This is a genomic window from Streptomyces sp. NPDC055239, assembly GCF_053606205.1.
The window spans coordinates 1,101,186-1,114,142 of record NZ_JBSGRD010000001.1; the positions used below are offsets into that span (position 1 = coordinate 1,101,186).

Annotated in this window: 8 protein-coding genes; 5 read left to right on the forward strand and 3 right to left on the reverse strand. The window is 70.7% G+C overall.

Going from position 1 to position 12,957, the window contains the following annotated elements; genetic code table 11:
• Positions 1 to 49: 49 nt before the first annotated feature.
• Positions 50 to 721: a GntR family transcriptional regulator gene (locus ACWFRJ_RS04520; RefSeq protein ID WP_453524694.1), complete on the reverse strand. Its 672-nt coding sequence runs from the start codon at positions 719 to 721 to the stop codon at positions 50 to 52.
• A gap of 308 nt (positions 722 to 1,029) precedes the next feature.
• On the opposite strand from ACWFRJ_RS04520, the gene ACWFRJ_RS04525 reads away from it, so the two are divergent.
• The 4 genes from ACWFRJ_RS04525 (at position 1,030) to ACWFRJ_RS04540 (ending at position 8,590) form a co-directional block, all read left to right on the forward strand.
• Positions 1,030 to 3,372 (forward strand): collagenase, encoded by a 2,343-nt coding sequence (locus ACWFRJ_RS04525; protein WP_453524695.1) that lies wholly within the window; start codon positions 1,030 to 1,032, stop codon positions 3,370 to 3,372.
• A gap of 162 nt (positions 3,373 to 3,534) precedes the next feature.
• Positions 3,535 to 4,431, forward strand: coding sequence for a bis(hydroxyethyl) terephthalate hydrolase (gene bdeA, locus ACWFRJ_RS04530; protein WP_453524696.1), 897 nt, complete (start codon positions 3,535 to 3,537; stop codon positions 4,429 to 4,431).
• Positions 4,432 to 4,630: 199 nt separating this feature from the next.
• The gene (locus ACWFRJ_RS04535; RefSeq protein WP_453524697.1) at positions 4,631 to 7,237 is read left to right on the forward strand and encodes a LuxR C-terminal-related transcriptional regulator; all 2,607 of its coding nucleotides are present in this window, start codon (positions 4,631 to 4,633) and stop codon (positions 7,235 to 7,237) included.
• A 75-nt stretch (positions 7,238 to 7,312) separates the two neighbouring features.
• Complete coding sequence (locus ACWFRJ_RS04540) at positions 7,313 to 8,590, forward strand: PucR family transcriptional regulator (protein WP_453524698.1); 1,278 nt, start codon at positions 7,313 to 7,315, stop codon at positions 8,588 to 8,590.
• Between the two features lie 65 nt (positions 8,591 to 8,655).
• Here the strand turns inward: ACWFRJ_RS04540 and ACWFRJ_RS04545 are convergent, their stop codons facing one another.
• Positions 8,656 to 10,110, reverse strand: coding sequence for a glyceraldehyde-3-phosphate dehydrogenase (locus ACWFRJ_RS04545; RefSeq protein ID WP_453524699.1), 1,455 nt, complete (start codon positions 10,108 to 10,110; stop codon positions 8,656 to 8,658).
• A gap of 108 nt (positions 10,111 to 10,218) precedes the next feature.
• Positions 10,219 to 11,187, reverse strand: coding sequence for an SMP-30/gluconolactonase/LRE family protein (locus ACWFRJ_RS04550; protein ID WP_453524700.1), 969 nt, complete (start codon positions 11,185 to 11,187; stop codon positions 10,219 to 10,221).
• A gap of 333 nt (positions 11,188 to 11,520) precedes the next feature.
• On the opposite strand from ACWFRJ_RS04550, the gene ACWFRJ_RS04555 reads away from it, so the two are divergent.
• On the forward strand, positions 11,521 to 12,885 hold the full coding sequence (locus ACWFRJ_RS04555; RefSeq protein ID WP_453524701.1) for an FAD-dependent oxidoreductase: 1,365 nt from the start codon (positions 11,521 to 11,523) through the stop codon (positions 12,883 to 12,885).
• Positions 12,886 to 12,957: the final 72 nt, after the last annotated feature.

Below are 12,957 nucleotides of genomic sequence, written 5' to 3' on the forward strand. Positions count from 1 at the left end.
AATGAATCGCACGGTGCGTTGAAGAATCAAACGAACCTGCCAGTAGGCCCTACTCCTTGTCGCCGCGCGCCCAGAGCGAGCGGACGTGTCCGAGATGGCGGGCCATGCACCTTTCCGCCCCTTCGGCGTCGCCCGCCACCATCAGGTCGAGCAACTCGATGTGCTCCTGCGCCGACGGGATCAGCCGGCCGCGCTCGTCCAGCGCCGTCAGTCCGTACAGGCGGGAGCGCTTGCGTAGGTCGCCGACGGTCTCGACGAGCCGGTCGTTGCCGCCGAGCGCCAGCAGAGAGAGGTGGAACTGCCGGTCGGCCTCGAGATAGCCGATGAGGTCGTGGTCGCGGGCCGCGCGGACGATCTCGTCGGCCACGGGGCGCAGGCGCTCCAGCTCCGCGCTTGAGGCGGACCGGGTGATGCGGCCGACCATGGGCACTTCGATGAGGGTGCGGATCTCGGTGTACTGGTCGAGATCGCGTTCGTTGACCTCGGTGACACGGAAGCCCTTGTTGCGGACCGGTTCCACCAGGCCCTCGCTGGCCAGGTCGAGCATGGCCTCGCGCACCGGCGTCGCGGAGATCCCGAAGTCCTCGGCGAGCACGGGCGCCGAGTAGACCTCGCCGGGCCGGAGCTCGCCGGATATCAGCGCAGCCCGCAGGTGGTGGGCGACCTGGTCGCGCAGTCGCTCCCGGGGAGTGACGAGGGTGCGCTGAGAGAGGTGACCCATGGTGGTGATCCCTTCGTGGCCCGAAGGTCGTGGCCCGCGCGCCCGCCCCGAGTGGTTCACCAGCGTACAAGGTCACGTGTTTCCCGCCCCTGGATTCTGTGTGCGCTCGATGCCTGCGAGCTGGGTGAACGAGCAAGGGACGTAGGGGAGTTGTGCGCCGTCCGACGTCTGAGGGGTTGTCAGTACCATTTCACATTACTACGTTACGCATCACATGGCGCAGGGCTCCGATCGCGCAAGTGCCGCTGCCTGACCGGCAGTTGAGATCCGACGCTCTCCGCGCACCTCCCACATTCCAGGAGCCTGTCGTGCACCAGCCCCGAACTCTGCGCAGATCCGTTCTCGCCGCGGCGATATCCGTGACCTTGTGCGCCACGGTCGCACCGGCCGCGCGCGCGGAAGCCCCCGATGCCGCCCGGCCTCCGGCCGCCTCCTCACCCGCCGCGCCAGGACCCGAGGCGCCGAACCCGTTCGACCGGGTCGACCGCCGCGCCAGCGCCCCGAAGCCCGCCGCGCGGCAGCTCCCCGCCCCCGGCGGGCTCACCGGCGGCCGCGTCCCCGGCGCCCGTACGGACAGGAAGAAGGCCACGTCGGACGTGCCCCGCGCCAGAGTCGGCAAGGTGATGGTGCCGTGCACGCTCGACGGCGTCACCGGCCTGTCGCCCGCGCAGTTCACCGCGTTCCTCGCCGACCCCGCTGTCACCGCCGACGGCTGTTTACGTGGCCTCATCTGGACCTGGGACCAGCGCCTCGCCCCCGTGATGTCGCGGGCACACATCCAGGCCGTCTCCCAGCGCATCACCCAGCTCGCCGCATCCCACGACGGCACCAACGGCAGCCACCTCCTCGAGATGTTCACGTACCTGCATGCCGTCTCCTACCAGGGCTTCTCGCACGACGAGGTCGACATCACCGACCCGGCGACCCTGGCCGCCATGCGACAGGCCGTGGATGCCTTCGGCAGGACCGCCCGCGCCTTCGACGTCACCCGCTCCAACGCCGAGACGCTCCGCGAGGCGCTGACCGCGGCCAGCGCGACGGGGCTTCGTCAACACCAACTCCCTCTCGTCAAGCGGGTTCTGGCCACCATGGACGCGGCCCACCCCGACACAGCCCAGGACACCAGCTGGGCCGGTGCCGCCCTCGCCGCGCTCTCCCTGAACTATCTCGGCGTCTACCCCGGCAACCAGGACACCGCCTTCCGCGCCGCCGTGGCCGCCGACGCCTCCTACCGCGCCGCATTCAAGGCGTTCGGCGGGTACGCCCACCTCAAGGGCAAGCCCAATGCCTGGGTGGTGCGCGACGCGGTGAGCGAGTACGGCCGGATGGGCCAGATCGACGCCCTGCGCACGGAGATCGTCACGGGGCTCGGCCCGCTCCTGGACACCACGGCCCGCATCTTCGGCGACGGCAGCGCTCCATGGGCGAAGGTCGTCACCTGGCTCATCGAGTTCGACGCCTGCAAGCCGTACAAGGTGTGCAGGGACGACATCGAGCGCCGTCTTTTCCCGCAGACGTACGCGTACGACGAGGGCGGCATGAAGGTGCGTACCGCCCTGGACCGTGACACGGTCGACCAGCTCTACTACGCGAGCAAGCAGGTCAAGGCGCAGTTCCACCGCGTCGTCGGCACCCAGGAGCCGCTCGGCGGCGACCCCAACACCACCCTGAACACCGTCCTGTACGCCTCGCGCGCCGACTACGAGAACTTCCATCCGCTGCTCACCGGCATGGGCACCGACAACGGCGGCGTCTACATCGAGCAGGGCGCGACCTTCTACACCTACCAGCGGCGCGTTCCCCAGGACTCCACGCTGACGCTCGAAGAGCTGTTCCGCCACGAGTACACGCACTACCTCAACGGCCGCTGGGCGGTGCCCGGCTTCTTCGGCGAGGGACGCTGGTACGAGGGCGACCGGACGACCGCGATGGACGAGGGCACGGCTGAGTTCTTCGACGGTGCCACGCGCGACGACGGCATCAAGGTCCGCAAGTCCCTGATCCAGGGCATCATCGACGACACCGCGGGCGGCGGGCCGCGCATGAGCGTGAACGAGCTGCTGCACGCCACCTACGACGGTGACGGCTTCCGTTTCTACGACTACGCGGGCACGTTCTTCGAGTTCCTGTGGACCGAACGCCCCGCGCTGCTCAAGGAGATGTACCGCTACCTGCGTTCCGACGACCCGGGCGCGTTCGACGCCTGGCGCGACCGCCTCGGCCGGGACGGTGGACTGCAGAGCGCCTACGACGCCTTCCTCGACAAGCAGATCGCGCACGTGGACGACCTGTTCGTCCCCGACACCAAGTACGTCCCTCTCGACCGGCTGCACGACAGCACCGCCGCCCAGGTCCGCTCCTCGTTCACCGCGAGGACCGGCATCACGCCCGACTGCCGTGCCACCAGCGCCCCCGCACGCCCGCGGTTCGTGTGCACGGGCCGGATCACCGCGAACCTCAGCGACGCGGCAGACCCCGACCTCGTCTTCAAGGACATGTCCGAGACCGTCGACACCTACATCCTCGACCGCACGTCGGGCGGCGACAACAACCTCACCGACATGAACTGCGCCTTCGGCGAGGTGGACATCTGGACCGGCGGACGCGCCGGAACGTCGGACTACACCTGCGAGGGCCCGCTGCGCGGATGACGGGCATGAGGAGGACGACGTCCGCACGACACCGGTGATTTCGCCGATGTCGACACCCCGTCAGCACCGCCACGGTGGGGACCGCCAACGAACACGGCGGTCTCCACCCGGGCGTATCTCCCTCCTCCTGTGTGGCCCCGCCACGACAGAGAGGACCCCTCCGTGCGCCTGCACGTCTTCTCCCGCCCTGTGGTGCGGGCAGCTCTGGCCGCCGCGGTCGCCACCGCCGGCCTCCTCGGCACCGGTCTCGCACCGGGCGCCCAGGCCGCCGCCGACAACCCGTACGAGCGTGGCCCAGCGCCGACCGTCTCCAGCATCGAGGCCACGCGCGGCTCCTACGCCGTCTCGCAGACCAGCGTCTCCTCGCTGAGCGTGTCCGGCTTCGGCGGCGGCACCGTCTACTACCCCTCATCCACCGCCGACGGCACCTTCGGCGCGGTCGTCATCTCCCCGGGTTTCACCGCGTACCAGTCGAGCATCGCCTGGCTCGGTCCGCGACTCGCGTCCCAGGGCTTCGTGGTCTTCACCATCGACACCCTCACCACGGTCGACCAGCCCGACAGCCGCGGGCGCCAGCTCCTCTCCGCGCTCGACTATCTGACGAAGACGAGTTCAGTGAAGAGCCGCATCGACACCTCCCGGCTCGGTGTGATGGGGCACTCGATGGGCGGCGGCGGCACCCTGGAGGCCGCCAAGAGCCGTACGTCCCTGAAGGCGGCGATCCCGCTGACGGGCTGGAACACCGACAAGACCTGGCCCGAGGTGAAGACACCGACCCTCGTCGTCGGCGCGGACGGTGACACCGTCGCCCCTGTCGCCACCCACTCCGAGCCGTTCTACGAGTCGCTGCCGAGCTCCCTGGACAAGGCGTACCTGGAGCTCAACGGAGCCACTCACTTCACGCCGAACTCGTCCAACACGACGATCGCGAAGTACAGCATTTCCTGGCTGAAGCGGTTCATCGACAACGACACCCGCTACGAGCAGTTCCTCTGCCCGCTGCCGAAGCCGAGCCTCACGATCGAGGAGTACCGGGGCAACTGCCCGCACACTTCCTGATCCTGACGCTCCGTCACTGGGGGGCCTTCGTCCGCCGCCGGGCAACCGGCGGCGGACGACGCGTGTCCCGCGCCGACCCCGACTGTGCCCACGCACAGACTGTGCCCGCGCACACCACGATGCGGCGGCCGTTGGTGGCGTGCCCAGCCCTGCGGACGCGGGGCTTCCGGGCTGTGTTACGCGGAAGTAACGTGCGGGCGTGACCCTTTCGACGACCGTACCCGGCGCGCTCAGGCCCCCCGAGCTCCACGGCCGCAGCGAGGAGATCGCCGCCGTGGAATCCCTGGTGGGACGCTTGCACGCCGGTCGCGGCGGTGTGCTCGCCCTCTCCGGGCAGCCCGGCCTCGGCCGCACCGCACTCGTGGAGCACGCGCGGGCGATCTGTGCCCCGGTCCCGTCGGTGCGGGCAGTCGCCCCGGCAGCGCTGCCGCACGAGGGTCCGCTACTGGTCTGCATCGACGACGTACACACCTGGCACCCCGTGTCCCGGGCCGCACTCTTGGCGGAGCTCCGCCAGCTGCCCGCCGAGAGACCCGTCGCCGTACTGCTCACCCTTGCCGAACACCGTTCAGCACTAGAGGAGTTGAGCGGGCTGTCCGCCCTGCGCCTGAGCCCGCTCGGCGATGACGCAGCCGTCGCCCTGCTCGACGGTCTCACCCAACACTCCGCCGATCCCGTCGTCGGCGCCTGGCTGATCCGCGAGGCCGCGGGGAACCCGCGTCTGCTCACCGCGCTCGTCGAGGCCCTCACCCCCGACCAACTGGCCGGACGCACCCCGCTGCCCGACCCCCTGCCCGGCGGAGAAGACCTCCTCGACGACTACGCCGTCCACATCGACGAACTGCCCGGCGCCGCGCGCTCGTTGCTGTTGCTCGCAGCGGCGGCCGGGGAGCACGAGCCCGACGGCGCGGGCGCGGACCTCGCCCTGCTGCTGCGGGCCGGCGGCGACCCCTCGGGCCTTGCGCCCGCAGAAGCGGCCGGTGCGGTCGTCGGAGCGGGCGGCCGCATCCACTTCACTCACCCGCTCCTGCGCCGCGCGGTACTGCGCCGTACGCCGCTCGCCCGCCGCAGAGCCACCCACGCCCGCCTCGCCGCGGTCTGCCGCGACCGCCTCTCCCGCCTGATCCAACTCGCCTGCGCGGCAGGGGACCACGACGCACGGCTCGCCGGAGCCCTCGCCGACGCGGCGACCGCACCCCGCCCGCACGCCGAGCGTTCCACCGCCCTGGCCCGTGCCGCGGAGCTCACCGCCGACGCGACACTGCGCACCGACCGCCTCGCCGACGCGGCTGAGGCATCCCGCCTCGCAGGGGACCCCGTACGGGCCCGCGCCCTCCTGGCCCGCACCGCTGCCGTCCCCGCCCACGGCGGCGTGCACCGGGTGCGCGGACTGCTCGCCCTCTCCGACGGCCCTGCCGCCGACGCCAGGGAGGCCCTGCTCACCGCCGCCGTGCTGCTCCCGCCGGAACCTGCACGCCACGCGTTGATCGGAGCCGCGGAGGCGGCCTGGGCGATGGGCGACGTCGCGGCCTACCAAGAGGCGATGGCGCGATTACCCGCCTGCGCCGACGACCCGTCCCTCGAGGCCTACCGCGCCGGGATGTGTGCCGTCCTCGCGGGCCGCACCGCCGAGGGGCACGCCCTGCTGCGTCGCTGCGTCGACGACGTACCCGCGACGGGTGAACCGGCCGGGCTGCTGCGGGCCGGATCCGCGGCTCTGGTCGTCGGCGAGGTCGAGAGCGCCTGCCGGGCGGGCGCCCGAGCGCTCGCGGCCGTACGTGCCTATGGCCCCGAGGTCCTGCTGCCGCGCGCACTGGAACATCTGGCCTACGGAGAACTGCGCGCGGGCCGTCACACCAGGGCCAGGGCGCACGCCCTCGAAGGGCTCAGGGCCGCACAGCGCATCGGCCAGCCCAATGTCGCGGTCTCCCTGCACGCCGTACTCGCCCTCGCCGCATCCGTGGAGGGCGACGCGGAAGCATGCTCGGCGCACGCGGCAGCCGCGGCGGCGGGCGCAGGACCACACGGGCTCACCCAGGCCGCCACGCTCGCCGTCTGGGCCGTCGCCCGAGCTGATCTCGCCGCGGGCCGTCCGGCGGACGCGGCCGCCCGGCTTGCTCCTCTGGTTGCCCCGGGCCCACGGCGCGGGCACTTCGCCGTCCGGATGCTGGCCGTCCCCTGCTTCGTGGAAGCGGCCGTCCAGGCCGGACGTACGGCGGAAGCCCAGAGCGCCACAGCGGAGTTCACCCGCTGGGCCGGATCCACCGCGGACCGGCTCGCCCCCGCCCAACTGGCCCGCTGCCGCGCCCTCCTCGCCCCACCGCAGCAGACGGCCGCCGCGTACGAGAACGCCCTCGCGCACCACGACCGTACGCCCGGCGAGTTCGAACGCGCCCGTACGCAGCTCCTCTACGGCCAGTGGCTGCGCCGCAGGCGCCGCACCCGTGAGGCACGCGGTCCGCTGCGGGACGCCCTCGTCGGCTTCGAGCGGTGCGGGGCGCGCGCCTGGGCGGACCGCAGCCGCGGTGAACTCCGCGCCGCGGGCGAGGCGGTGGCGGGGGAGCCTGGACCCGGGCCGCTCGCGGCACTTACCCCGCAGCAGCAACGTATCGCCCGTCATGTGGCGGAGGGAGCCACCAACCGCGAGGTGGCGGTGTGCCTCTCGGTGAGCCACCGCACCGTCGACCACCACCTGCGCAATGTGTTCGCCGCGCTGGGCGTACGCTCCCGGGTCGAGCTGTCGCGACTGCTCGCCGGTGACGGCGGGTTGCCGGACCGTGATGTGGAGATTGCCGCACACCTCTAGGTACCGACTGGGCGGTATGCCATTCTCGGGCGTCAGAGAAGATCCTGCTGTGCGCACACTCCCCGGGGAGGCCCCATGCCACACGTCCTGCGGTCACGGGTGGCCGGGCCCCTGCACGAAGTGCCCGCCATCACCCCGCTCGCGCCGGGCTCGCGCTCCCTCCTCGACGCCGATGCCGTCGCCGTGCTGCACCGGGCGACCCGCGCCCTGCTGCGAGACCTGGCCTCGATGACCGACCGGCTCGTGGCGACACTGCGCGAACAGGAGCCCGCCTACCGGCCGGACATCGAGGCCCGCCCCACCGAGGTGTGGCAGGAGGTGCACCGCTCGCTGCGGTGCAGCGTCACCTCGCTCCTCCAGCCCGGGGAGACCAGGGAGGACGCCCACCGCACGTCCATCCAGATCGCCGGGGTACGTGCCGAACGGGGCCTGCCCCTCGACGCGTTGCTGCACGCCTTCCGGCTCGGCGGGGCGATGGTGTGGCAGGGCCTCGTGGAGGAGGTCTCGCGCGGCAACCCCGACGACATGGGCCTGCTCATCCATGTCGCCACGGACGTATGGAACTTCGTCGACGAGCACTGCGGCGTGGTCGCCGACGCCTACCGCCGCACCGAGCGCCGCATGGCCTGGCAGCACGAGAACCGGCTGCGGCTGCTGACCGCGAGCCTCCTCGACGGAAGCGCCCGCCTCACCGACCTGCCCACCGCCGCCGACGTCCTGGCTCTGCCCGAGGACGGGTGGTACGCCGTGATCGCCCTGGCGGGGGAGGACGACGTCGGCAGCCACCTCACTCTGCCGACGGGAACGCGGATGCTGCGCCACTCCGCTCCCGGGGTCCAGTATGCCCTGGTGCTGCTCGGCGACGCCGACGGCGACCCGGCGGCCGAACTGTCCGCTCTCGGCGCCGCTCTCTCCCTGCCCGCCGGAGCCCGCGCCGGCATCGGCTCACCCGTGGAGGGCCTCGCCGCCGTCCCGCACGCCCGCCGTCTCGCCGACACGGCGCTGCGCGCCTGCCCCCGCAGCGGCGGCACCGTCCTTTTGGACGAACGTCTGCCCGATGCCCTGGTGGTCTCGTCGCCCGAACTCGCGGAGGCGCTCGCCGAGCGGGTCCTCGGCCCGCTGCACTCCCTCGACCCCGCCGACCGTGATCTTCTCCTGGACACGCTCGCCGTCTGGCTGGAGACCGACGGCTCCGCGCAGCGCGCGGGCGCCCGCCTCTACTGTCACCGCAACACCGTCCTCAACCGGCTGCGGCGCGTGGAGCAGTTGACGGGCCGCAGCCTCACGCGCGTCGGCGACGTGGTGGAGATCTCGCTGGCCCTCGGCGCCCGGAGGCTTCTCGGAGGGGGATGACGACAGAGGGCGGGGGCGGTCGGACGCCCATCGGCATTCGACCGCCCCCGCCCTCCTCGCCGGGATCAGAGCACCGGCACCGGGTACGTCGGGTACTCCACGCCGGAGACGTGCTGGACGACGCGGATGACCTGGCACGAGTAGCCGAACTCGTTGTCGTACCAGAGGTAGAGAATCGCGTTGTCGCCGTCGACCCTGGTGGGACCCGCGTCGATGATCGAGGCGTGGCGCGAGCCGATGAAGTCGCTCGACACCGCGTCGGGGGCGGTGGTGAAGTCGATCTGCCGCTTGAGCGGCGAGGTCAGCGACACGTTGCGGAGGTAGTCGAGGACTTCCTCGCGGTTGGTCTCGCGGCCGAGCCGCAGGCTGAGGATCGCGATCGAGACGTCCGGCACCGGGACGCGGATCGAGCTGCCGGTGATGGGAGCCTCGAGGTCGGGCAGCGCCTTGGCGACGGCCGATGCGGCACCGGTCTCGGTGATGACCATGTTGAGCGGCGCCGAGCGGCCGCGACGGTCGCCCTTGTGGAAGTTGTCCAGGAGGTTCTGGTCGTTCGTGAACGAGTGGACGGTCTCCACGTGACCGCGCACGACGCCGTACTCGTCCGCCATCGCCTTGAGCGGCGGGACGATGGCGTTGGTGGTGCAGGAGGCGCAGGACAGGATCTGCTCGTCCGGCTTGATCATGTCGTGGTTGACGCCGTGCACGATGTTCGGGACATCGCCCTTGCCGGGCGCGGTCAGGACGACCTTGTCGACACCGGGGCGCAGGTGCTTGGAGAGCCCCTCGCGGTCGCGCCACTTGCCCGTGTTGTCGATGAGGATGGCGTCCTTGATGCCGTACGCCGTGTAGTCGACCTCGGAGGGGTCGTTGGCGTAGATCACCTTGATCACGTTGCCGTTGGCGATGATCGTGCTGTTCGCCTCGTCGACGGTGATCGTGCCCTGGAACTGGCCGTGGATGGAGTCACGGCGCAGCAGCGAGGCGCGCTTGACCAAGTCCTCGACGGCCCGCCCGCCGCTCTGACGGACGACGACGGCGCGCAGCCGAAGGCCGTTTCCGGAGCCCGCCTTCTCGATGAGCAGGCGGGCGACGAGACGGCCGATGCGGCCGAAGCCGTAGAGGACGACATCGCGTCCCTCGCGGCACTCGATCTTGTTCTCGCCGGTGGCGCCGGAGACGGCCTCGGCGGTGAACTCCGCCACCGACAGACCGCGTTCGTCGGCCTTGTGCGTCGCGGCGAGCATGCCGATGTCGATCTGGGACGGGCCGAGATCGAGCGTGGTGAGGGCCTGAAGGAACGGCAGCGTCTCGGTGACGGAGAGCTCCGCGCCGGCTATCTGCCGGGCGAACCGGTGGGTCTTGAGGAGGCTGACCACCGACTTGTTCACCAAGGAGCGGCTGTGGAGCAGGACGGTCACGTCCCGCTCCCGGTGCAGCTTCCCGATGATGGGGATCATCGACTCCGCGATCTCCTCGCGGTTCTTCCAGTTGGTGAACGAGTCGTCATTGACAGTCACAGGTTTATCTTTCGAGCTAGGCGGCGCTCATATGCTAACCCGATGCCACTTTGATCTTTCAATCGGTGCCGCCGGGCGCCGTCCGGCCTCGTATCAAAGGGGAACGGCTCAAAGGGGAACGGCGACGGCGTTGAACGTCGTCGTGGGCTCCTGCGGGCTGCTGAAGCGGGCATTGACGAGGTAGAGGCGATCGCGCCAGCGGGCCGCGGTGGTGGGGATGTCGAAGCGGGGGTCGGTGATCGTGCGGCGCAGGGTGGCGGTGCCCGCCCCGGCGTCGAGGTGGAACACGCTGATGCGGTTCAGCCGGTTCTGTACGACGTACAGAGTGCGGCCGATACGGAAGAGGCCGTCGCCGTTGACCACGTCGTCCGCGCCGATCAGCGTGATCTCGGTGGCGTGTCCGGTCTCGCGACGCACGCGGTAGAGCTTGCCCGGTGTGCTGCTCACGACGATGAGACCCCGGCCGTCGGGGGTGTCGACGATTCCGTTGGCGTTGTTCACGTCCGGCGTCTGCACCCAGTCCCCGCCGAGTGGCAGCGCGCGCACCTTGCCTCTGTGGCCGTCGCTGCCGCGCGGCACGCTGTACAACGTGCTGTCGCGCGAGTCGGTGAACCAGGCGCGGTCGCCGAGCAGAAAGACGTCGTTGATGAAGTGGCCGGTGGCTTCCGTCAGTCGGTACGTGGCCACGAGCTTGCCGCTGCGGGTGTCGAGGACCCGCGCGACTCCGGTGTTCCCGGCGACGTAGAGCAGACCGTCGTCGTCGACCTTCAGGCCGACCGTCACCCATCCGGTGGCGCCCTCGTGGAAGAGCTCACCCCGGCCGGTGCGCAGGTCGGTGCGGTGGATGGCGCCGTTGGCGCGCGAGCCCATGTAGGCGTACGGCTTGTTCCCGATGGCGATTCCCTCGGGAAGAAAACCGTCGGGGAGCGGGAACTCGGTCGGCCACGTGGCGCCCTGTGGGGCCGTGGCGGCGTGAGCCGTGCTGTTTCCGGTCGCCAGCGCGAGGGCTGCGACGGTGGCACCGCCGAGGAGGGTGCGCCGGGAGGGCTGGGAGTGATTTAAGTAACTACGGTTCATGGTTCCGGACCTCCGTGAAGAGCGGAATGTGAGCGAAATGCGAGCGGAAGGGGAGTCGAGGGACTGGGTGGCGCTGGGTGCTCTCGGCATCAACTCGGTTGCGAGCTCGGTGAGTTGACAACGCGACGGCGCATGCTCGAGTTCCCTCGCGCCCCGCCCGCATCTCCATGCGCCGGGAATCGCGGCGACGCCCGACCCGACTCAAACCCTGCCTACTTGATCCCATAAGCTGGCCTTATGAGGTCATAGGTCAAGGCCGGGTACTAACTTAGGATTGCCTTAGTTTAGGCTTCCCGACGAGCCCCATGTCTTCGCTCGAAGGGAAACCTGATCATGTCTCGCCCTCTGCGGGTAGCTGTTGTCGGAGCCGGTCCGGCCGGCATCTACGCCGCCGATGCGCTGCTGAAATCCGCAGTGGCGGTCGAGCCCGGTGTGTCGATCGACCTCTTCGAGCGGATGCCCGCGCCGTTCGGCCTCATCCGTTACGGCGTCGCCCCCGACCACCCCCGGATCAAGGGCATCGTCACGGCCCTGCACCAGGTCCTCGACAAGCCGCAGATCCGCTTCTTCGGCAATGTCGACTACCCGCGGGACATCGACCTCGACGACCTGCGCAGCTTCTACGACGCGGTGATCTTCTCCACCGGCGCGACGGCCGACCGTGCCCTCGACATCCCCGGCATCGACCTCGACGGCTCGTACGGCGCGGCGGACTTCGTCTCCTGGTACGACGGGCACCCGGACGTGCCGCGCACCTGGCCGCTCGACGCGGAGAAGGTCGCCGTCCTCGGCGTCGGCAACGTGGCGCTCGACGTGGCGCGCATCCTGGCCAAGACGGCGGAAGAGCTCCTGCCGACGGAGATCCCGGCCAACGTCCACGAGGGGCTCAAGGCCAACAAGGCGCTCGAGGTCCACGTCTTCGGGCGCCGCGGCCCCGCGCAGGCCAAGTTCAGCCCGATGGAGCTGCGGGAGCTCGACCACTCCCCGAACATCGAGGTCATCGTCGACCCCGAGGACATCGACTACGACGACGGCTCGATCGCGACCCGGCGCGGCAACAAGCAGGCCGACATGGTCGCCAAGACCCTTGAGAACTGGGCCATCCGCGACGCCGGTGACCGGCAGCACAAGCTGTTCCTGCACTTCTTCGAGTCGCCGACCGAGATCCTGGGCGAGGACGGCCGCGTCGTCGGCCTGCGCACCGAGCGCACCGCCCTCGACGGCACCGGCAACGTCAAGGGCACCGGCGAGTTCAAGGACTGGGACCTCGGCGCCGTCTACCGCGCCGTCGGCTACCTCTCCGACGAGCTGCCCAAGCTCCCCTGGGACGTCGCTTCGGGCACGGTGCCGGACAAGGGCGGCCGGGTCATCGAGGAGACCGGCGAGCACCTGCAGTCGACGTACGTCACCGGCTGGATCCGCCGCGGACCCGTCGGCCTGATCGGGCACACCAAGGGCGACGCCAACGAGACGGTCGCCAGCCTCCTCGACGACCACGCGAACGCCCGTCTGCACGCGCCCACCGCCCCCGAGCCGGAGGCCGTGAACGCCTTCCTCGGCGAGCAGAACGTCCGCTTCACCACGTGGGAGGGCTGGTACCGCCTCGACGCCGCCGAGAAGGCCCTCGGCAAGACGGAGGAGCGCGAGCGCGTGAAGATCGTCGAGCGCGAGGACATGCTCAACGCGAGCGGCGCCTAGGCCCCGGCCGACGCCCAGGTGGGCCGACGCCGGTCACCATGGCCGGCGTCCCAGCGGTCTCCCGCAGCCACG